The organism is Desulfomicrobium salsuginis (genome assembly GCF_054657795.1).
This window is the reverse complement of sequence record NZ_BAAHYA010000002.1, coordinates 1,746,603-1,766,882: the sequence shown is the minus strand read 5'-3', so window position 1 is coordinate 1,766,882 and position 20,280 is coordinate 1,746,603. Positions and strand designations below refer to the sequence as shown.

The following is a 20,280-nucleotide window of genomic DNA, read 5'->3' as shown; positions in this document are numbered from 1 at the left end:
TAAATAATAAATATTATAAATAAATGTTCTGCGGAGGGTGTCATGGGTGTACGGGGATTCGCGGCGGCGCTGTGTGTCGTGGCGGCGCTGGCAGGCGCCGCCTGGGCCGGGGAAGGGGACGTCGTCTTGGAAGAAATGAAGGTGGTGGAGGAGAGGCTGGTCACGCCGACGCGTCAGGCCAACGAGCAGGTCTACACGGGCACGGAGATCACCCGCAGCGGCCTGGAGTTGTCCGGGACCAGGGCCGAGACCAGCGTGTACGAGGCCATGGGCTCCCTGCCGGGCGTGCAGGTGGAAAGCGTCGACCCCTACGGCCTGGCGGCCGAGCAGAAGAACACGCGCGTGCGCGGCGTACGCGGGTTCCTGGGGTCCATGACGGTGGAGGGCGTGCCGAACTGGGGCGGCAACCCCATGGGTCCGCGCGAGTACATCTACGACATGGAGAATTTCGAAAGCCTCGCCATCTACAAGGGCGCCATCCCGGCCGGACTGGGCACGGGCGTGGGCGCACGCGGTGGCGCCGTGGAACTGCGGCCGCGCTGGCCCGAGGAGGATCCGGGCCTGGACCTGACTCTCTCCGTGGGCGGAAACGCTTACAGCCGGGCCTTTTCGCGGGTGGACAGCGGGCGGCTCTGGGCCTCGGACACGGCCTTCAGCGCCTCGGCTTCCTGGACCGACGCCGAAAAGTGGAAGGGGCCGGGGGACCTGGGGCCGCGCGTCAACGCCAATTTCATGATCGACCAGCCATGGCACGGAGAGGATGCCATCCGGCTCTGGGTCAACCACAACCATGTGGAGCAGGATCTCTACCGTTCCCTCGGCTATGGCGACATCCGGGATCTGCACGAGAACTACACGAAGGATTTCAATGAATCCCTGACCGGCGTGAAGGGGCAGGACATCTTCTACTACGGGAACAACAGGGCCGAGCATGAGAACACGGACATCCTGGCGGTGGTCCCCTTCACTTTCAACGACACGTTCAAGGCGACCTTCAAACCCTACTACTCCCGCGAGGACGCCGATATCTACCAGGGAGTGGAGTCCCAGGGAGGCGTCGTGCAGAAACGCATGCGCGACATCGACCATATCGGGCTGCTGTCACAGTTGGACGTGGATACGGAGATGGCCCGCCTTTCCGTGGGGCACCTCTTCGAGTCCGTGGACATGCAGATCAATACGGACATCTACAGTCCGACCACCGGGAAATTCGTCAACCACAGCATCCGTACCGAAAATGACGGCAACGGCTACGTCAACAGCCCCTTCGCCACCCTGGCCGGAACCGCCGGCAGCCTGGACTGGCAGGTCGGGCTCAAGTACTTCCGCTACGACGAGCCCGCCAGCGCGGGCTACACCTCCGAGGGCGGCGTCCTGACGGAATCGCCGGACCTGGCCCGCGACGCGCGCGTGTACGACGTCTGGCTGCCCAGCGCCGGCGTGAGCCTGACCCTGAACGAGACCTTCCAGCCCTACGCCAGCTACGGCCGCAGCCATATCCGGCCGTACTCGTACGTGCCGCTCATCAACCTGTACAATTCCAAGCGGGCCAAGTTCCAGGCCGCGGGCGTGACCCTGGAGGACATGTTCCAAGGCTACGACATGGAGACCTCGGACAATTTCGAACTGGGCCTGCGTATCACGGGCGAACGTTTCGACATCACCCCGGCCGTGTTCTACTCCCTGCACGACAACCTGCTGACCACAGTCTACGACCCGCGCGTCGGCGAAAGCTATGCCCAGAACGTCGGCGAGGCCACTGGGTACGGGATCGAAGTGGAGGCCAATTTCTATGCGACCAGGGACCTGACGGTCTTCGTCAACCCCTCATACACGCGGCTGACCTACGACGATGACCTGACCTACCAGGGCAGCACCCTCGAAGCCGAGGGCGAGCAGGTGGTGGACACCCCGCAGTGGATGGTCAAGGCCGGCCTGGTCTGGAAATGCATGGGCTTCGAGGTCGTCCCGAGCGTGCGTTACATGGGCGAGCGTTACGGGGACGTCGAACACGAGGAGCGGGTCGACGACTATGCGGTCGCGGACCTGGGCGTGAAGTACACTTACAGGGACCTGGATTTCGCCGACGGCATCCGCTTTGCCCTCGATCTCTACAACCTCTTCAATACGCAGTACGTGTCCATGATCAACGCCTCCGACGACACCAGGGAAGGCGGGGCTGGCTACTATGTCGGGGCGCCCTTCACGGCCGTCTTCAGCGTGGGGGTCGAGTTCTGAGGCCGGGAGGACGACAGCCATCCGGGCCCCGCTTTTCCGCAAGGGATCGCGGGGCCCTGTCTTGTCAGCCGTTCCAGGTCTCCCGGTGTACGAGTTCCGGCCGGAAGCGGTCCAGGGCTTCGAAGGGCGTGGCGGGCCAGCCTATGGGGACGAGGGAGAAGGGGAGGATGTGGTCGGGGAGGCCGAAGAGCCTGCGGAAGCCGTCCATGCGGTCCTGTTCCGGGTAGATGCCGACCCATACGCTTCCAAGCCCCAGGCCGCGGGCAGCCAGGAGCATGTTCTGGGTGGCGGCGCTCAGGTCCTGGACCCAGAAGGTCGGCCATTTTTTGCCGTCGGGGTCGCCGCAGACGAGGACGGCCAGCGGCGCCTGGGCGACCATCTTGGCGTAGGGGTGGAAAGCGGGAATCGCTTCGAGCCGGGCCTTGTCCGTGACGACGACGAAGTGCCAGGGCTGCTGGTTGCCGGCCGAGGGCGCGGCCATTCCGGCCCGCAGGATGGTTTCGACCATCGCCTCGTCCACGGGTGAGTCGGTGTATTTGCGGATGCTGCGCCGTGTATGGATGGCGTCGAGAAGTTCCATGATTTTTCTCCGTGCTGCAGGTTGCGTGGCCTGGCCGCCTTTTTTGAGCAGGAACCGAGTGATGACGCATGTCGCAACCGTTGCCGGGTACGCTGTGCGCCGTCAGTCTTGCGTTTTTTTGAGCTCCTGCATGGCCTTGACCAGCGGCCCCAGGTCGGGTCTGGAGTTGATGTCGTGCACGTCAATGTAGCGGATAACGCCCTCTTTATCGATCAGAAACAACGACCGTTCGGCCTCGCCCGTCGAGCGCAGGATGCCCAGGGCGTCGGCCAGTCTGCCGTGGGGGAAGAAGTCCGAGGCCACCGGGAACCACACGCCGCCCATTTCCTGCACCCAGGCGTGCAGCGTGGGCACGTTGTCGACGCTCACGCCGATGAGCTGCGTGTCCGTCTGCTCGAACATGTCCTGCACGATGTTGTAGCCGGGCCACTGCCCCGAGCAGACCGGGGTCCAGGCCGCAGGCACGAAGGACAGGACCACGTTTTTCGTGCCGCGGAACTGGGCAAGGCTGACCGTGCCCCCGTCGATGGTCGGCAGGCTGAAGTCCGGGGCCGGATCCCCGATCTTGACTTTCAGGGTGCTGTCCACGGGCTTGAGTTCACCCACCTGGAAGAGGTGGTTCTGTGGGATGCCCGAGTTCTGGGCCATGGCGCACAGCGGCACGATGCACACGAGAGCCGCGGCCAGGACGAAGGGGATCAGATGTCGTGACATGTGACTACCTCACGGCTTTGCTTGCTTTCAGGGCATCGTCCAGAAACGCGGCTGCGGATTCCAATCGGCCGAGCTGCGTGTCGGCAACGATGATCTTCTTTTTTTGCGCATCGAGGTCGAGGACATAGAAGAAGGGGGTGCCGACTTCGCCTATTTCCTTGTTGACCTTGAAATCGGGGTCCGAGAACAGGGGGAAGGTCACGGCGTACTTGTCCCTGAAAACCTTCACCTCGAAATCCGAATTGCCGATGCCCACGCCGATGAGCTTCACGTCTGCGGAGAGGCCGCGGCTTTCGATCAGGGCGTTCAGCTCGTTGAGGACCGGCGCCTCGCGCTGGCAGTGGGGGCAGTACATGCTGAAAGCCACGAGAATGACGGTCTTGGCCTGGATGCCGGAGAGGCTGTGAGGCTCCGCGCCGTTCAATCCCAGGTGCTTGAGGTGTTCGGAGGCCAGCTCGCCCCGCAGTTGCAGGTCGGGCATGGCGCTGCCTGCAGGCAGGGGGTGTGAAGCGGGGCTTTCCGACGCTTCCATGGCCAGCGCGCTTCCCGCCTGGAGGGACAGGAGCAGGCCGAGCAGGATGATGACGAGGCGCATGGTGGACTCCGTGAAGGGTACGGACCCGGGGAGGGCCGCACGCAGAGGTTGTGCGCGTGCCGCTGCGGCACGTACGCAGAGAATGGGACGCCTCTATGTAACAGGCCGGCATACGGCCCGCAACCGGCGTCCTAATACTCACGTTCTGACACAGGAAAAGAAGCGCACAACACCCCGCAGGCAGGAACCTGCGGGGTGTTTTCGGTTATGCGGTGCACTCGTCCACGAGATAGAGGATGGAGCGGTACGGGATTTTGCCGTGCAGGGCCAGGCCGACCTCGCAGGTCCGGCTGGTGGAGTAGCCCTCGGTGCAGTCCTGGACCTTGTCGGCCAGGGTCTTCAGGGCCGAGGCGTTGAGTTCCGGCACGGAAAAGCCCTTGTCCCCTGCGAAGCCGCAGCAGAACACGTCCTCGGGCACGACCACCTTGGCGGCGCATTTACCGGCCAGCTCCAGGAGCTTCCCTTCGAGTCCCATCTTGCGGGACGTGCAGGTCACGTGCAGGGCCACGCGCTTGTCCTTGCGCACGAAGGAGAGCTTGTCCTGCAGGAATTCGAGCACGAACACGGCCGGGTCGTAGAGCTTGAGGCGCGGGTCCAGGACGTCCTGCATGCGCTTCAGGCACGGGCTCGTGTCGCACAGCACCGGCAGCTCGCCGCCGCGGGTGGCCTCCAGCAGGGCTTCCTCCAACTGGGCGCTCTTGGCGTCAGCCTGGGCCACGAAACCCTTGCTCTCGAAGGCCTGACCGCAACACAGCCCGCCCATGCCCTTGGGGAAGACGACCTCGTACCCGGCCTTGCGCAGCAGCCGCACCGTGACCTCGGGCAGGGACGCGATCTTCTCGCCCCGTGCCGGTCCCATGTTGCGGGCGATGCAGCTCGGGAAGTAGACCACCTTCAAGGGGTTGGCCTCGTCGATGGGCTGGGCCTTGATCCGTCCCAGGCCTTTGGGCATCTGCTCGTTCCAGCGCGGGATTCGCCTCAGCGAGGCGCGGTGCAGGGCCTCGGACGAGGCGTCCATGAAGCGCGTCCCGGCCACGGCGTGGACGGCGTCCACGGTGCTCAGCACGCCCGAGACCGTCCGGGCCACGCCCTCGAAGTGCCTGCCCACCCAGTCGGCGGCCTTCTTCTGGCCGTCCGTGGCGTGCTCGGCCCGCAGGGCCTTGGTCATCTTGCCCGTGTCGATGCCTACGGGGCAGCGCGTGCCGCACAGTCCGTCCGTGGCGCAGGTGCCGTCGCCCTGGTAGCCGTAGGCCTTGAGCAGCTTGGCGAGCTCCGCGCTTTTTTCGGGAATGTTCCGCAGTCGTTGGATCTCGCGCCAGCTCGTGATGCGCTGCCGCGGCGTGAGGGTGATGTGTTTGGACGGGCAGATGGGCTCGCAGAACCCGCACTCGATGCACTTGTCCACCAGTTCGTGGGCCGCGGGCAGGGGTTTCAGATCCTTGAGATGCGCCTTGGGGTCGGGGTTCAGGATGACGCCGGGGTTCAAAAGCGCCTTGGGGTCGAAGATGCGCTTGATGTCCTGCATGAGGCGGTAGGCATCCTTGCCCCACTCCATCTCCACGAAGGGCGCCATGTTGCGGCCCGTGCCGTGCTCGGCCTTGAGGGACCCGTCGTAGCGGTCCACGACCATGGCCGTCACGTCGTCCATGAGGTTGCTGTAGCGCTCGACCTCCTTGGGGTCGCCGAAGTCCTGGGTGAAGACGAAGTGCAGGTTCCCCTCCAGGGCGTGGCCGAAGATGATGGCCTCGGAGTACCCGTATTTCTCCAGCAGGCCCTGCAGTTCCAGGGTCGCGTCGGCCAGGCGTTCGATGGGGAAGGCCACGTCCTCGATGATGACCGTGGTGCCCGTGGCGCGCACGGAGCCCACGGCCGGGAAAAGGCCCTTGCGGATGTTCCACAGCTTGGCGAACTCTTGGGGCACGGGCGTGAACTCAATGTCCCGTACCATGGCCACGCCGGCCAGGGCGGCTCTGATGGTCGCGATCTGGGCGTCGAGGGTCGCCTTGTCCTCGGCCCGCGTCTCGACCAGCAGAGCGGCGGCCGTTTCGCTCAGTTCCTTCAGGTAGGGCGGCATGCCGTCCTTGTCCTGGACCGAGCGCAGGGCCGGGCGGTCCATGAGTTCCACGGCGGCCACGGGCTGTTTCTTGAGGATGATGGTCGCTTCGCAGGCCGTGCGGATGTCGGGGAAGATCATCAGGGCCGAGGCTTTGTGGGCGTGCTCGACGACGGTTCGGTAGGTGACCTTGGAGACGAAGGCCAGGGTCCCTTCGGAGCCGACGATGAGGTGCTTGAGGATGTCGAAGGGGTCCTCGAAGTCCACCAGGGCGTTCAGGCTGTAGCCCGTGGTGTTCTTGATCTTGAACTTGTGCCGGATGCGCGCTTCAAGTTCAGGCGCGGCCGTGACCTGGCGGCGCAGGTCCTCAAGCCCCCCGATGATCTCGGGATGCTTGTCCCGGAAGGCGCGCCTGGATGCGTCGTCGCCAGTGTCCAGAATGGTCCCGTCGGCGAAGACCAGGCGCAACTCCTCCAGGGTCTTGTAGCTGTTCTCGGCCACGCCGCAGCACATGCCGCTGGCGTTGTTGGCCAGGATGCCGCCGATTTTGCAGGTGTCGATGGAGGCCGGGTCCGGCCCGATCTTCTTGCCGAAGGGCAGCAGGGCGCGGTTGGCGTGGCTGCCGATGATGCCCGGCTCCAGGTCGATGCGGCGGGCGTTGTCGTAGATGCGGCAACCCAGCCACCCTTCGCCCAGGCGCAACAGCACCGAATCCGTGACCGCCTGGCCCGAAAGGCTGGTGCCGGCCGCGCGGAAGGTCACCTCGATGCCATCCCGGTGGGCCAGCCGCAGGATGCTGGCCACTTCGCCTTCGGACTCCACGTTGATGACGATCTTGGGGATGAGCCGGTAGAAGCTCGCGTCCGTGCCGTAGGCAAGCAGACGCAAAGGGTCAGTGATGATACGCCCGGCCGGCACGAAAGCGGCCACTGCGTCCCGGAATTTCCGGTACTTGGAATCGAGCATGGGACCTCCGTATTATAAGAATAATTCTTATTAAATATATCCGATTTTATGGCTGTCCACAAGCCGAAAACATGTTTTGTGATGAAGATAACCGGACACCGGACGAAATCGTCGGGATTCGGCGTGGCTGCAGGGGAGAGACGTGCGCCGTGGTGGGGACGGTCGCGTCCGTCGCAGGGGAAGGGAAGTATTGCGGAATCAACTGTCCCGGCGTCTGCGACCCAGAACGAGCCCTGCGACGAGACAGACCGCGCCGCACAGGCCCAGGGTGGGGCCGACGCCGATGAACTCGGCCGTCAGACCCGCCCCGAGGGAGCCGAAGGGCGACATGCCCATGAACATCATGGCGAAGAGGGCCATGACCCGGCCGCGCATCTCGTCGGGGGTGAGGGTCTGGACCAGCGTGTTGGACGTGGCCATGAGCAGGATCATGAACAGCCCGCAGGGCACGGCCAGCAGGGCCGAGAGCCAAAAGGTCCGGGACAGCGAGAAGAGGATCAGCGTCAGGCCGAAGGCCAGGGACGCCACGGAGCGCAGGACCCACAGACCCGTGTTTTTGCGCAGGGTCAGGATGAGGGCGCCCATGAGGCTGCCCACTCCGGCGGCCGTCATGAGCAGGCTGTAGCCGTCGGCCCCGCGTCCCAGAACTTCCCTGGCCACCACGGGCATGAGCACCAGGAAGGAGGAGCCGAAGAGGCTGGTCACGGCCACCAGGGCCAGGAGGCTGCGGATGGCAGGGTTCGTCCAGGCGAAGGCGACGCCGGCCTTGATGCGGGACAGGAATTGTCCCTGGGTTGCGGGTCTGGGCGTGTCGGGCAGGCGCATGAGGGCCAGGCAGGCGATGACGGCCAGAAAGGACAACCCGTTCAGGGTGAAGCACCAGGCCTCCCCGACGGTGGCCAGCAGCGCCCCGGCCACGCCGGGCCCGATGATGCGGGCCGCATGGAACATGGAGGAGTTGAAGCCGATGGCGCTGGGGAGATCCTCCTTGCCGACCATCTCGACGACAAAGGACTGCCGGGTGGGGTTGTCGATGGCGTTGACCACGCCGAGCATGGCCGCCAGCAGGACGATGATCCAGACCCGGGCCTGCTCCGTGAAGCACAGCGCGGCCAGGATGAAGGCCAGGACCATGGCCGCGGTCTGGGTCCCGATGAGAATGGCGCGGCGGTTGGCGCGGTCGGCCCAGTCCCCGCCCACCAGGGCCAGGACGAAGACGGGCGCCAGCCCCGCGAAACGCACCAGGCCCAGGGCGGCGCTCGATCCCGTCAGGCGGTACACGAGCCAGGCCTCGGACACGTTCTGGACCCAGGTGCCGACGAGGGAGATGATCTGCCCCGAGGCGAAGAGGCGGAAGTTGCGGTGCCGCAGGGGGCGGGTCAGCGTGGTCCAGGCTGAAGAGGACATGGTGGTTCCGGGGTTTGCGGTGCGGTTCGACGCAGGAGAGAAAAGGCGCGATCCGGGGAAAAGTCAACCGACAGACTTGAGCCCTCGCGCCGAACGGGGATGTGGAGGATGGATCTCGCGCGTTGCCCGACCAGGCCGCGCTGCGCTCGCGATGATGGGATAGACCCGCCCCCCATATGCCCATGGCATAACGGCATCGAATGTGCCATAAGTGAGTATCTCCAAACACTTAATCTGGGAGGCGGGTCATGAAACAAGTATGCCGTATTGGGCTTGATATCGCAAAGCATAAATTCCAGGTGCACGGCGTGGACAAGCACGGAAAAGACGTTTTCAACAAGCAGCTGAACAGAAAGGATGTTCTGGCGTTTTTTGCCAACCTTCCCGTTTGCACGGTGGGCTTGGAAGCCTGCGGAGGTGCGCATTACTGGGGGCGGGAGATACAGAAACTGGGACACACTGTAGGTTTGATTTCGCCTCGCCACGTGAAGCCGTTCGTTATCAACAATAAAACTGACGCTGCGGATGCCCGGGCCATCTGTGAAGTCGCAGGACGACCGTCAACACGTTTTGTGTCGGTCAAAACTGAAGAGCAGCAAGACATGTCTGCCTGGCATTGTGTCCGTGAGCGGTTGCTCAAAAGCCGAACCGCCCTTGCGAACCAGATACGCGGTCTTCTGTCCGAAAAAGGAATCATTTTGCCTCAAGGCATCACCCATGTACGCAAGCGCTTACCGGAAATTGTGGAAGATCCTCAGAACGGATTAAGCATCAAGGCTCGTGATTTATTCTCCGACCTCTACACAGAACTCCATGAGGCTGACGAACGTCTTGCCGAATTGGATCACAAGATGGAGGCAATCACAAAAGCCAACGAGCATTGCACTCGACTGATGAAGGTACCTGGTATTGGCCCAGTGACAGCCTCCGCGCTTGTTGCCCATGTGGGCGATGCCAAACAGTTCAAAAACGGCAGAGAGCTTGCTGCATACTTGGGGTTGACGCCCAGAGAGCATTCTTCCGGCGGAAAACAGAAACTTCTTGGCATCACCAAACGAGGCAACACATACATCCGCAAACTGTTGATACAGGGGGCTCGGAATGTTTGCCGGGCTTGGTCCGGCATTGTGGAAACAGCCAATGATAAACGCAAGGCGTGGCTTCAAGGAGTGGTTGCTCGACGAGGGCAATTTGTGGCCTCAGTGGCTCAGGCGAACAAAACCGCTCGAATTGCCTGGGCGGTATTGGCACGAGGCGAGGAATATCAGGCAGCAAAGGCAACGAACTGAGATATGCCGGGGCTGTCACGGCCCTTGCTATGCGACATTTTTTTGGATGTCCCACGCAAGGGCCGCGCCAGCCAACTGTGGATAAACGCGAAAAAACTCATCCTGTGGAGTGCCGCAAAACATGATGCACAAACGGTCGAACCGGCTTTGGGAAACTCCGGAAGCGTCATCGGCAGAAACATGCCGTCGCAATGTTTGGATTCCAAAGCGCGGATTTCATCAGGGCACGGTCTCAGTGACCAGATGCCGGATACATGACTGCATTCCTCTCGTTTGTTGCAAAATGTTTTGACACTGAGGGCGGGTCTATACATGACGTTTGGGTGAGTCGCTCTTTTTTCTTGATCAAGCCGCCTCCGTCCCGGTAGCCATGATCCCGGCCGCTGACGGGCCGATCATACCCTATCCGAGGAGCCGACGCATGAACCTTTCCTGCTTCAAAGCCTACGACATCCGCGGCCGCGTGCCCGACGAACTCGACGAGAACCTGGCCTGGCGCATCGGCCGGGCCTACGCCGCCTGGCTCAAGCCGTCCCGCGTGGTGGTCGGCCACGACATCCGCCTGTCCAGCCCGGCCATGGCCGCGGCCCTGACCCGCGGGCTCGTCGAATCCGGCGTGGACGTCTACGCCCTGGGCGAGTGCGGCACCGAGGAAGTCTATTTCGCCGTCTTCGATCAGCGCATGGACGGCGGCATCATGGTCACGGCCAGCCACAACCCCAAGGACTACAACGGCATGAAGTTCGTGCGCGAGGATTCGAGGCCCATAAGCGGCGACACGGGCCTCTTCACCATCCGCGATCTGGCGGCGTCCGGCGAGTTCCAGGCGGCCGAGCGCATCGGCCGTGAACAGTCCCTGGACGTGCGGGAGCGCTACCGCGACCACCTGCTGTCCTACATCGACCGCTCGGCCCTGCGGCCCCTGTCCGTCGTGGTCAACGCGGGCAACGGCGGGGCCGGGGCCGTCGTCGATCTGTTGGAGCCCTTGCTGCCCTTCGCCTTCCACAAGATCCTGCACGAGGCCGACGGCAATTTCCCGAACGGCGTGCCCAACCCGCTCCTGCCGGAATGCCGCGACATGACCGCCCGCGCCGTGGTCGAGACGGGCGCGGACCTGGGCCTGGCCTGGGACGGGGACTTCGACCGCTGCTTCTTCTTCGACGGAACCGGCCGCTTCATCGAGGGCTACTACCTCGTCGGCCTGCTGGGCGAGGCCTTCGCCCGCAAGCATCCAGGCGCCGGCATCATCCACGACCCGCGCCTGACCTGGAACACGATAGCCGCCGTCAGCGAGGCCGGAGGGCGGCCCATCATGTCCAAGACCGGCCACGCCTTCATCAAGGAGCGCATGCGTCTGGAGGACGCGGTCTACGGCGGCGAGATGAGCGCCCACCACTATTTCCGCGACTTCGCCTACTGCGACTCGGGCATGATCCCCTGGCTGCTGGTGGCCGAACTGGTCTGTCTGACGGGCAAGTCCCTGGCCGAACTGGTCGACGACGCCATGCGCGCATTTCCGGCCAGCGGCGAGATCAACCGCAGGGTCACGGACGCACGCGCGGCCATCGCCGCCGTGGAGGCGCGCTTCGGCGCGGGAGCCCTGGTCCGCGACACGACCGACGGCCTGAGCCTGGAGTTTGCCGACTGGCGTTTCAACCTGCGCTCCTCCAACACCGAGCCCGTGCTGCGCCTGAATGTGGAATCGCGCGGGGACAGGGCGCTCATGGAGGAGAAGACGAAGGAAATTCTGGGGGTTGTGGACGGGATGGGCTGAGTGGACCGAGTGGACGGGATGGACCTGGGGGTGCCCGGGGCGGGTGAGGGCGAGGCCGGGGGGCTTCGCCCTCACGTTGTTTGGGTTATTTGCCGAAGACCTTTTTCAACAGGTCCGTGGTTCTCGCGGCCGGGTTGGTGCGGATGGCGGCCTCCTCCTTGGCCACGTAGTGGAAGATGCCGTCCATGCCCTTCTCCACCACGTAGTCAGTGAGGTTGGCCTTGGCGTCGGGCATGAAGGGCAGGGCCTTGTACTGGCCCATCATGGCGTCGTAGGCCTGCACCGCCCCGGCCTCGGCCAGGGTGGCGTCGACGATGGGCTTCATTTCGGTGCCCAGGCCCGGCCCCATTGACTTGCGGAAGTACTGGGTGGCCGCGTCGTCGGGGCCGTTCAGGATCTTCTGGGCGTCCTGGATGGTCATGGCCGCGATGGCGTCCACGAAGAGGGCCTTGGCCTTGGGCGTGGCCTGCTCGGCGGCGCGGTTGAGCTTCAGTTCCAGGTCGTCCACCAGGCTCGAATAGCCGGCCGCCTTGAGGGCCTTCTGCACCGTGGCCAGCTGACCCGGCAGGGGGATGTGGATGGCCTTGTCGCCGTTGAATCCGTCGGCCTTCCCGAGTTGCGACACAACGGCTTCTGTGCCGACGCGCAGGGCCTCCTTGAGGCCGTCGCCCATCTCGCCCTGGGTCAGGGATGAAGACCCGGAGCCGCCGGAGGACATCAGGCCGAGCCCCTGCTTGAGGAGATCGGACTGGCCCATGGCCGGTCCTGCTCCCGCCAGCAAGGCCATGGACAGGAGGATGGTCGCGAAAACAGATCTGGTCTTGGTCATGAGAACCTCCGGGGTGAATGGAACGGATGCGTCAGAGGATATGACCGATGAAAAGCCGTATCAAGGAAAAAGCGAAATGTTCCGGCATGGCCGCGCTGGGGTCTGACCGACCATGATCCGGGCGCCATGGGACCAATGGGCGTTCAGGTCAGTTCGTCCATGAGCGTCCCCGTGTCCCGCAGCAGCAGGCGCACCAGGATTTCCTCCAGGGACAGGGTCGGCGACTGGCGGCGGGCCTCCACGGCCTGATCGAGCAGATCGGCCTGGGACTCAAGGGAAGAGGCCTGGAAGTTGAGCCCGCTGGCCCGTTTGGTATAGATGTCTTCGACGGTTCCAACGTAGCCAAGCAGTTCCGACAGTTCCAGAAGTTCCGTCTGCAGCCCCGTTGCGTTATTGAGGGACGCCCCCGAGAGGTTGCTCCAGGGCGGCGTGGGGCTGTCCAGGGCCTTGAAAGTGACGTCAAAGCCGCCGCTTAGGAATGCTTGAACATGAACAGCCCCCCCGGAATCGATCTGGTCTGTGCCCCATTGCGTGCTGTCCAGCAGTGCGATTCCGTTGTATAGGGTGCTTTGCACGATTCCCGTGATCTTGTCCCGCAGCGAGTTGTATTCGTCCCGGATGGTCGTGTTCCATACCAGTTCGCCGGTTTTGATCTTGGTGGCGATGTCCTGCATGTCCTCCAGAGTGCTTTTGATGGTGCCCACGGCCTCGGCCGCGATGCCGACCATGGATGCGGCCTCCGTCACGTTGCGCGCACCCTGCCGGATGGTGGCGCTGTCGGCGCGCAGGCGGCCGGTGATGGCCTGGTCGTAGGGGTTGGTCAGGGGCTTGACCGCCGGCCGGCCCAGGACCATCTCGCGCAGGTTGGCGCCCACGCTCGAGCCCTGGAAGTAGGCGTTCATGAGCAGGTCCTGCTGCCAGATTTGGTTGGCGGTGGTGTAGACGAAAAGTTTTTCCAGGTCGGTCAGGGCCACGGCGTTCTCCCTCGGGCTGCAGACAGGGGCGTTTCGAATGTATTCGGCCGTTCCCGGCTTTTGTTTAGTAGATGACCTCTTCCAGGGTCAGTCCCTGCGGGGGAGCCGTGGCCGGGGCCAGACGACGGTCGCGGTTTTCGAGGACGGCCCGGGCCTCGTCCGGGCTCATGCCGCCGCGGCCGACCTCGACCAGGAGGCCCATGAGGTTGCGGACCATCTGCTTCAGGAATCCGTCGGCCTGGAAGCGGAAGACCCATTCGCACGGGTGCTGGCCCGGTTCGCGGCGGATGGGCTCCAGCGTGCGCACAGTGCCCTTGACCTCGGTGCCCGCGTTCTGGAAGGCGGCGAAGTCGTGGGTTCCGGCCAGGAACGCCGCGGCCCGGTCCATGGACTCCAGGTCGAGGTTCCGCACGGGCCAGACGAAGGGCGCGCGCTGGGGCAGGGTGAAATCCGGTTCGCTCCACAGGGTGTAGGCGTAGCGTTTGGAGCGGACCGAGAAGCGGGCGTGGAAGCCGGGCTCGGCTTCGCGCGCGTCGAGGATGGCGATGTCGTCCGGGAGCATGGAGTTGAGCGCCTTTTGCCAGGGGATGCGGGCCTTGGAGTCGGGCGCGTCAAAGTGGGCCACCTGCCCCAGGGCATGTACGCCCGAGTCTGTCCGGCCGGAGCCGTGTACCCGCACTGGCTCTTGGCAGATGCGCGCCAGTTTTTCCTCCAGGGTCCCCTGGACCGTCTGCCCCCGGCCCTGGATCTGCCAGCCCAGGTAGCGCGTGCCGACGTAGGCCACGGTCAGGCGGATGCGCGGCATGGTCAGTTGGTCCCGGTCTGCAGGCGGGTCAGGGCCTCGGACAGGAAGGCGGCCCGGTCCGGCCGCACCGAGGACAGGATTTCGCCGGCCTTGCGGCCGCTCATGCCCGCCAGGATTCTGACGGCGATGCCCTCCTCCAGGGTTTCGAGAACCTGCGCCGCTTGCTTGGGCTTCATGTTGGAGTAGACGTCGACCAGATGGGCCATCTTCTCGTCCTGGATGGTGCCGGCGGAATCGATGAGCTTCTGCATCCGGATTTCCAGGGCGCGCAGGTTCTCGAGTTTCCCGTCGAGTGCCGCCTCCAGGGCCTTCAGTTCGGCCTCCTTCCTGTCCAGGGCCTGTTCGCGGGCGTTCAGGGCCTGGGTCCGCTCCGCGTCGGTCGTCGGCGCGGCGGCGGTGGCGTTTTCCGTCTGACTGTCGCTGCTTGCCGGGCTCTCTGCCGCCGGTGCAGGCGCTTGGGCCGCGGCGGGCGGGGTCTGGGCCATGGCCGGACGGATGGCCACGGGCTGCAGCAGCAGACTGTCCGGCTCGGACGCCGGCATCCACAGCATGCCGATGGCCGCCAGCTTGATCGCGGCCAGGACGGCCGTGGCCTGGACCAGCCTAATAAGGCGCGCGCCCGTAGCGGAGGGTGGCTGTTTCGTCGAAAGCGCTCTGTTCTTTTCGCTGTTCTTCCTGCCCATGTCTGACTGCCTGTTTGGCCCGGAGTTTCTCCAGGAGTTTGCGGTCCTTGGCCTTGGCCACGAGATCGAGGCGGCGTTCCTCGACCAGCCGTTCAAGTCCGGCCAGTTTGGCCTGCGCCTGTTTTTTGTCAAGTTCCAGACGGTTGCGCCAGCCGGACCACAGCCACAGCTCGGGCTGCGTCATCTGTTTGATCCGGCTCATCTCATCCAGGCACGCCGCCAGGTCCCTTTCCAACTTTTCGACGCGCGCGGCCTGCTCCTGCATGTCCTGCAGGGCCTTGCTCAGGGCCAGTTTCGCCTGGTCCTCCAACTGCGTCCGGTACTCCAGGACTTTTTCGAGCTTGAAAACGAAAGGGCGCGCCATGGCCCGAGCCAAGCAAGAAGCGTGCGCAAAAAAGAAAGCCCGGCGCGGGCCGGGCTTGTCATGGTCGGTCGTGGATGCGTTTACGCCGCGCCGGCCGCCGTGGCGGCTTCGATGTAGCCCTGGCGCAGGGACTCGATCAGCTCCTTCACGGAGACGATGGCGCTTACCCGGTAGGCGTTGGCTCCGGCAAAGGCGAAGCCGTGCTTCAGCAGGCCCTTCTTGGCGTTCACCAGGGCCAGGGCGATGCAGTACGGGCTCTTGGTGAAGTCGCAGGAACTGATGCAGTGGAAGGGGCACTTGAAGGGCTTCTTGAGGCCCGCCTTCACGTCCTGCAGGAACGGCCCGTCCACCGCACGGCCGGGCAGGCCCACGGGGCTCTTGATGATCTGGATGTCCTCTTCCTTGGCGCTGACGTAGGACTCCTTGAACTTGATGTCGGCGTCGCACTCGTGGGTGGCCACGAAGCGGGTGCCCATCTGCACGCCGGCGGCGCCGAGCTGCATGAACTTGTAGATGTCCGCGCCGTCCCAGACGCCGCCTGCGGCGATGACCGGAATGGGCCGTCCGGCCTTGCTTTCGAACTCCTTCACCGCCTCGACGACTTCGGGCACGGTCTTTTCGAGGGAGAACTCGGGGTCGTCGATCTGTTCGGGCTTGAAGCCCAGGTGTCCGCCGGCCTTGGGGCCTTCGACCACGAAGGCGTCGGGCAGGTAGTCGAACTTCGACAGCCACTTCTTGCAGATGATGGTCGCGGCGCGGGCCGAGGAGATGATGGGCACGAGCTTGGTCTTGGCGCCGTCCTTGAGGTAGGAGGGCAGGTCCAGGGGCAGGCCCGCTCCGGCGAAGATGATGTCCGCGCCTTCCTTGATGGACGTCTTGACCAGGTCGCTGAAGTTGGTCAGGGCGACCATGATGTTCACGCCCAGGATGCCGCTCGTCTTCTCGCGGGCCTTGCGCAGTTCGGTGGCCAGGGCGCGCATGTTGGCCTCGCGGTAGTTGGATCCGATGTCCGGCTCGCCCATGCCGATCATGGCGCCGGCGATGACGCCGATGCCCCCTTCCTTGGCCACGGCCGAGGCCAGCCCCGAAAGGGAGATGCCGACACCCATGCCGCCCTGGATGATGGGAATTTTTGCAACAAGATCGCCGATCTTGAGATGTGGAAAGTCCATGGTGATCTCCTGTATGATTTTCGCCGCGCGGCCCGGCAAACGGGAATGCCTTGAGCGGGCGCTTAATCGCGGCGTCCATGGGCTGCTACGCGAAAAAAAATCAGGGGTCAATGAACCCGGCAATACATTGATATACGTAGCTATAATGGCTGAATTCTCCGTGAAAACACGGGCCATCGGCGGCGTTCAGAGCATATGTCCAGGCAGGCTTTTGGTCAGAAATGGAATGCGAGAGGCAGGAGGGCGCAGATTTCCCCGGCGATGATCGCCGCGCCCAGGAAGTCTCCGTTCATGGCGCCCTCGCGACGGGCCAGGGACAGCAGACCGGCCAGTGGCGGGATGGCGATGATCGCTGCGGGCAGGACGTGTCCTGCGGGCAGGGTCAGGGCCGCGGCCGCGGCGGTGAGGCCGCCCACGGCCAGGGCCAAGGGCGTAGCCCCCAGCAAGGCGTTTTGTCCCAGACCCGGCCGCGCGAAGGTGCGCCCCGCTCGGGCCAGGACCAAGCAGCACAACCGGCCGAAGACCGGGGCGAAGAGCAGGGCGTTCCAGGCCCCGAGGGCGACGGCACGCTCGAACAGCGCAGTCTGCGCCCCGAGGCCCAGCACGAGTCCCATGACCCCGAAGGCCCCGCTCCGGCTGTCCTTGACGATGGCCCAGAAGCGCTCCCCCGTGGCGCCGCTGCCCCAGCCGTCCCAGAGGTCGGCCCAGCCGTCCCAGTGCAGGCCGCGGGTGACCCAGATGTTCAGGCCCGTCAGGATCCAGGCCAGGACCCAGGGCGTCAGGGGCAGCAGGGAGGCCAGGGCGAGGACAAGGCCGATGAGCCCCCCGACCAGGGGATACATGCCCATGGAGCGGCTGATCTCTTCGTTGGAGGAGATGCGGGCCCGGCCCAGGCGGGTCAGGAAGGTCAGGGCGACGAGGAAGTCGTGCAGCGGGTTCATGGGCGTTGCTCCGTGCAGGTCAGGCGCAACGTCCGGCCCGGTGCGAGGCCGAGGAGGTCGGCGCAGGAACCGCCGTTCACGGCCAGCTCCATGACGCCCTGGCTGCCCGCCAGCAGCCCGACCTGGCCCGGAGCGAGGTCGGCGTAGGTCGAGACACGGGCGATACGGCGGCCGTCGTCCAGCATCCAGGCCCGGCCTCGGGCGGGCAGGGCCTCGATGCGCAGGTTGAGCAGACAGTTGCCGAAACGGTCCACATGCAGCACGGCGCAGTCCAGGCGTCCGTTACTGGCCTCGGCCCAGGTCTGTTCAAGGCGCACGGTTGACCCGGGGTCGACAGCCCGCCCCAGTGCGGACGGGTCGGCCCCCAGCGCCAGCCGTGCGGTCAGGGGGGCGAAGAGGTCCCGGCCGTGGAAGGTGCGGCTGGCAGTGGCCGTGTCCAGCTCCGCACGCCACCAGGATGCGCCCTGGCCATGCAGGAAGGACAACAGCCCGTTGTCCGGCGCCAGAAAGAGCTGCCCGCCCAGCCGTGCCATGAGGATGGACCGCTCCGACCCGACTCCGGGGTCGACCACGGCCAGAAAGATGCTGTCGTCAGGAAAGTGGGGCCGACTGGCCTCAAGGAGAAAGCCGGCCTGCAGGATGCAGTGCGGCTGGACTTCATGGCAGAGATCGACGACGGGAGCCGCAGGCGCCAGGCGCAGCAGCGCCCCTTTCATCTGTCCGACATAGGGGTCCGCAAGGCCGAAATCCGTCAGCACGACAATGGGGGGAATCATGCAGCAAGCTCATACGGCCAAGCCCCGACCCTGTCCAGCCAAGCCAGAAAGCTGTTGACAGTGCAAAGCGCGGCTGTGTAGAAACTGCGCTCTTCGGGGCGTAGCGCAGTTTGGTAGCGCATCGGTTTTGGGAACCGAGGGTCGCATGTTCGAATCATGTCGCCCCGACCAGTAAAAATAAGGGCTTGGGTGTAAATCCGAGCCCTTTTTTTGCGTCGATTATTATCTGCCCAACACTATGCCCAACACAAGCCCATTAGCAAACTCACTCCGATGATTGAAGTGCAAAATTTCAAGAATGGTTTGGGTAGAGTTCGATGAGTTAGCAGATTATTTTTTTTGATATGTTTCAACCGGAGTGTTAGTTCGAGATTGGCTTGAGTGAAGGCAATCTCTTTATGCGTTTGATTTTATAATAATATTTTGGAAGATGTTTATGAAAAAATTTCAATATTTCTTTTTAAGAGAATATCGCTTAAGAAACTTGTATATAAGTAAGTATAATAATGTAATTATTAGCAGTATCGAAAATGTATGCAATTATATTAGTGAATATATAAAATTTGAAAATGTTAAGCAAAAAATATATTATATAGATTTATTTATTGAATTACATGCAAAAAGTAGATGTAATACGAGTAATAATTATTCACTTACAGATTATTATTACGAATTGACATTTCATAGATGTTGTAAAGATCTAAAATATTGTCAACAATGTGAGTGTTTGTATAATAAAATAATAGATAATAAAAAAACAAAATTTGCGCTTAATTATTTACTTGGATTATGTATAAAGTATAGAGTGTATGTTACACGTATTGAATTTCTGAAATATAGAGAATACGATGTCGATAAAATGTTAAAGAATATTGAGGAGTATACGGAAGACGAATTTAGGTGGTGTGTTCAAAAATCAAAACATTATTGCTTATTATCCCCAAGTGATTGTGAGTTAGAATTTGATATTTCAAATCAATCAAAGTGGAGAGGGATGCATGCAGTAATGTTGAATATTAATTCAAAAAATTTTGATGTAAAAAAAGCATTAGAATACATCAAAAGTCAAATTATTGTTGCAAGAGATATTTATCATTTGGTTAATGATTCTGTAATGTCTGAAGATGAAAGGTTTTTATTTGAAAACATCGAAGAACTTGATATTGGATCTTCGTTCAAAATTGAAGGATTTCAGAGTAGGTTAATTGGCTTAATGTTGTGGGATTTAAAAAATTTAAAACAGTATGATCTTAAGAATGCTTTTTTCAAAATTAATAATGAAATAATTGATTATCCTAAGTTTAAGCAATGTGAGTATAGAAACGATCGATATAAATGTAATAAATGTGAACGATTTAATAAATGTTTTAAATATATAGAGTTGTTATATGGTGTTGCAGATGAAAGTATTAAAAAAGGGAAAATTATATCGTCTAATAAAAGATGATTGCAAATATTATTATCGATGTAGAATAATAGGTGTGAGTTGCAATATTTTTTTGATGTGTATCAAAGCCCTGGCCTATCTGCGCTTGCTCGAGCTGAAGCTGAAAGACTCCGGTATCCATATGGCCACACAGCGAACCATAGACCTCATGAGCAATTTGCATTCGTGCCTGTGCTGGAACGGAGAGAAGGAAAGGGCACGGTGGATGATCGAGGATTCAACGCCGGATCAAGCCAGGATCCTGACTGCGTTCGGCTGTGAAGTCGAGCGTCAGGCCTTACAGAAAATCAAGAGCTAATATGCTGTATTGTTATGAATAGTCTATTCATTTGACAAGAAACAATCGAAACTTCTGTTAGTCTCCCCGTCTCCGATCGCACTCCTCTCGTGCACCCTGGCTCCAAAGGCACCGTCCATCAGGGTGTTGGCTTGTAGTTAGTCATAGCAAATTGACTAAATCCTAATAAAATCAGTTTAATATTCGCATTTTCCATACCAATGACGCACACTTGGTATGGACCTCTTCCCGCATGCTTGAGGCTTTTTTATTAACTACCCAGTTAATAAAAAAATAACTTTGGAGGAGGTGCAATGATGAGAAAATTTTGTTTGGTAGGATGACAGGTTCAGCAGATGTGGCACCCTTGATAACTGAGTCGTAGCAGGTTGTCAA

Annotated in this window: 17 protein-coding genes and 1 tRNA gene; 5 read left to right on the top strand and 13 right to left on the bottom strand. The window is 61.6% G+C overall.

Annotated elements, in window-relative coordinates:
* Positions 1-42 precede the first annotated feature (42 nt).
* Positions 43-2,238: a TonB-dependent receptor gene (locus tag ACYQ3G_RS14985; protein WP_459826958.1), complete on the top strand. Its 2,196-nt coding sequence runs from the start codon at positions 43-45 to the stop codon at positions 2,236-2,238.
* 64 nt (positions 2,239-2,302) lie between these two features.
* On the opposite strand, the gene ACYQ3G_RS14980 is transcribed toward ACYQ3G_RS14985, so the two are convergent.
* From ACYQ3G_RS14980 to ACYQ3G_RS14960, 5 genes are all read right to left on the bottom strand, one after another.
* On the bottom strand, positions 2,303-2,818 hold the full coding sequence (locus ACYQ3G_RS14980) for a nitroreductase family protein (protein WP_459826956.1): 516 nt from the start codon (positions 2,816-2,818) through the stop codon (positions 2,303-2,305).
* Positions 2,819-2,920: 102 nt separating this feature from the next.
* Positions 2,921-3,532 carry a redoxin domain-containing protein gene (locus tag ACYQ3G_RS14975; protein WP_459826954.1) on the bottom strand — a complete coding sequence of 204 codons (612 nt, stop codon included), beginning with the start codon at positions 3,530-3,532 and terminating at the stop codon, positions 2,921-2,923.
* 4 nt (positions 3,533-3,536) lie between these two features.
* Positions 3,537-4,127, bottom strand: coding sequence for a peroxiredoxin family protein (locus tag ACYQ3G_RS14970; protein WP_459826952.1), 591 nt, complete (start codon positions 4,125-4,127; stop codon positions 3,537-3,539).
* 205 nt (positions 4,128-4,332) lie between these two features.
* Complete coding sequence (locus ACYQ3G_RS14965; protein WP_459826950.1) at positions 4,333-7,146, bottom strand: FAD-binding and (Fe-S)-binding domain-containing protein; 2,814 nt, start codon at positions 7,144-7,146, stop codon at positions 4,333-4,335.
* A 198-nt stretch (positions 7,147-7,344) separates the two neighbouring features.
* Positions 7,345-8,553, bottom strand: a complete 1,209-nt coding sequence (locus ACYQ3G_RS14960; protein WP_051306952.1) for an MFS transporter — start codon at positions 8,551-8,553, stop codon at positions 7,345-7,347.
* A 248-nt stretch (positions 8,554-8,801) separates the two neighbouring features.
* On the opposite strand from ACYQ3G_RS14960, the gene ACYQ3G_RS14955 reads away from it, so the two are divergent.
* Positions 8,802-9,842 (top strand): IS110 family RNA-guided transposase, encoded by a 1,041-nt coding sequence (locus tag ACYQ3G_RS14955; RefSeq protein WP_459822339.1) that lies wholly within the window; start codon positions 8,802-8,804, stop codon positions 9,840-9,842.
* Positions 9,843-10,263: 421 nt separating this feature from the next.
* A complete protein-coding gene (locus ACYQ3G_RS14950) occupies positions 10,264-11,616 on the top strand; it encodes a phosphohexomutase domain-containing protein (protein WP_459826948.1) in 1,353 nt (450 codons plus the stop codon).
* 85 nt (positions 11,617-11,701) lie between these two features.
* Here the strand turns inward: ACYQ3G_RS14950 and ACYQ3G_RS14945 are convergent, their stop codons facing one another.
* The 8 genes from ACYQ3G_RS14945 to ACYQ3G_RS14910 form a co-directional block, all read right to left on the bottom strand.
* The gene (locus ACYQ3G_RS14945) at positions 11,702-12,445 is read right to left on the bottom strand and encodes a DUF4197 domain-containing protein (protein WP_459826946.1); all 744 of its coding nucleotides are present in this window, start codon (positions 12,443-12,445) and stop codon (positions 11,702-11,704) included.
* Between the two features lie 143 nt (positions 12,446-12,588).
* Positions 12,589-13,419 carry a flagellin gene (locus tag ACYQ3G_RS14940; RefSeq protein WP_459826944.1) on the bottom strand — a complete coding sequence of 277 codons (831 nt, stop codon included), beginning with the start codon at positions 13,417-13,419 and terminating at the stop codon, positions 12,589-12,591.
* Between the two features lie 64 nt (positions 13,420-13,483).
* A complete protein-coding gene (gene truA / locus ACYQ3G_RS14935) occupies positions 13,484-14,224 on the bottom strand; it encodes a tRNA pseudouridine(38-40) synthase TruA (RefSeq protein ID WP_459826942.1) in 741 nt (246 codons plus the stop codon).
* Between the two features lie 2 nt (positions 14,225-14,226).
* Complete coding sequence (locus tag ACYQ3G_RS14930) at positions 14,227-14,907, bottom strand: MotE family protein (protein ID WP_459826940.1); 681 nt, start codon at positions 14,905-14,907, stop codon at positions 14,227-14,229.
* Entirely contained in the window at positions 14,828-15,271 is a 444-nt protein-coding gene (gene fliJ / locus ACYQ3G_RS14925) for a flagellar export protein FliJ (protein WP_028576704.1), read from the bottom strand. Before fliJ ends, ACYQ3G_RS14930 begins: the two co-directional genes overlap by 80 nt.
* An 80-nt stretch (positions 15,272-15,351) precedes the next feature.
* Complete coding sequence (locus ACYQ3G_RS14920; RefSeq protein WP_459826938.1) at positions 15,352-16,443, bottom strand: NAD(P)H-dependent flavin oxidoreductase; 1,092 nt, start codon at positions 16,441-16,443, stop codon at positions 15,352-15,354.
* Positions 16,444-16,658: 215 nt separating this feature from the next.
* Entirely contained in the window at positions 16,659-17,384 is a 726-nt protein-coding gene (locus ACYQ3G_RS14915; protein ID WP_459826936.1) for an adenosylcobinamide-GDP ribazoletransferase, read from the bottom strand.
* Positions 17,381-18,160 (bottom strand): SAM hydrolase/SAM-dependent halogenase family protein, encoded by a 780-nt coding sequence (locus ACYQ3G_RS14910; protein WP_459826934.1) that lies wholly within the window; start codon positions 18,158-18,160, stop codon positions 17,381-17,383. The genes ACYQ3G_RS14915 and ACYQ3G_RS14910 overlap by 4 nt, the downstream gene beginning before the upstream one ends.
* 94 nt (positions 18,161-18,254) lie before the next feature.
* Here ACYQ3G_RS14910 and ACYQ3G_RS14905 point away from each other — a divergent pair.
* Together ACYQ3G_RS14905 and ACYQ3G_RS14900 are read left to right on the top strand one after the other, a co-directional pair.
* Positions 18,255-18,331 (top strand) — tRNA-Pro (locus tag ACYQ3G_RS14905).
* Between the two features lie 265 nt (positions 18,332-18,596).
* On the top strand, positions 18,597-19,607 hold the full coding sequence (locus tag ACYQ3G_RS14900; RefSeq protein WP_459826932.1) for a hypothetical protein: 1,011 nt from the start codon (positions 18,597-18,599) through the stop codon (positions 19,605-19,607).
* The last annotated feature ends 673 nt before the right edge of the window (positions 19,608-20,280 follow it).

Excerpts from the sequence above, each read along its gene's own strand:
- ACYQ3G_RS14985 (WP_459826958.1), top strand. The coding sequence starts at position 43 with ATGGGTGTACGGGGATTCGCGGCGGCGCTGTGTGTCGTGGCGGCGCTG.
- ACYQ3G_RS14980 (WP_459826956.1), bottom strand. The coding sequence starts at position 2,818 with ATGGAACTTCTCGACGCCATCCATACACGGCGCAGCATCCGCAAATAC.
- ACYQ3G_RS14975 (WP_459826954.1), bottom strand. The coding sequence starts at position 3,532 with ATGTCACGACATCTGATCCCCTTCGTCCTGGCCGCGGCTCTCGTGTGC.
- ACYQ3G_RS14970 (WP_459826952.1), bottom strand. The coding sequence starts at position 4,127 with ATGCGCCTCGTCATCATCCTGCTCGGCCTGCTCCTGTCCCTCCAGGCG.
- ACYQ3G_RS14965 (WP_459826950.1), bottom strand. The coding sequence starts at position 7,146 with ATGCTCGATTCCAAGTACCGGAAATTCCGGGACGCAGTGGCCGCTTTC.
- ACYQ3G_RS14960 (WP_051306952.1), bottom strand. The coding sequence starts at position 8,553 with ATGTCCTCTTCAGCCTGGACCACGCTGACCCGCCCCCTGCGGCACCGC.
- ACYQ3G_RS14955 (WP_459822339.1), top strand. The coding sequence starts at position 8,802 with ATGAAACAAGTATGCCGTATTGGGCTTGATATCGCAAAGCATAAATTC.
- ACYQ3G_RS14950 (WP_459826948.1), top strand. The coding sequence starts at position 10,264 with ATGAACCTTTCCTGCTTCAAAGCCTACGACATCCGCGGCCGCGTGCCC.
- ACYQ3G_RS14945 (WP_459826946.1), bottom strand. The coding sequence starts at position 12,445 with ATGACCAAGACCAGATCTGTTTTCGCGACCATCCTCCTGTCCATGGCC.
- truA (WP_459826942.1), bottom strand. The coding sequence starts at position 14,224 with ATGCCGCGCATCCGCCTGACCGTGGCCTACGTCGGCACGCGCTACCTG.
- ACYQ3G_RS14930 (WP_459826940.1), bottom strand. The coding sequence starts at position 14,907 with ATGGGCAGGAAGAACAGCGAAAAGAACAGAGCGCTTTCGACGAAACAG.
- fliJ (WP_028576704.1), bottom strand. The coding sequence starts at position 15,271 with ATGGCGCGCCCTTTCGTTTTCAAGCTCGAAAAAGTCCTGGAGTACCGG.
- ACYQ3G_RS14920 (WP_459826938.1), bottom strand. The coding sequence starts at position 16,443 with ATGGACTTTCCACATCTCAAGATCGGCGATCTTGTTGCAAAAATTCCC.
- ACYQ3G_RS14915 (WP_459826936.1), bottom strand. The coding sequence starts at position 17,384 with ATGAACCCGCTGCACGACTTCCTCGTCGCCCTGACCTTCCTGACCCGC.
- ACYQ3G_RS14910 (WP_459826934.1), bottom strand. The coding sequence starts at position 18,160 with ATGATTCCCCCCATTGTCGTGCTGACGGATTTCGGCCTTGCGGACCCC.
- ACYQ3G_RS14900 (WP_459826932.1), top strand. The coding sequence starts at position 18,597 with ATGAAAAAATTTCAATATTTCTTTTTAAGAGAATATCGCTTAAGAAAC.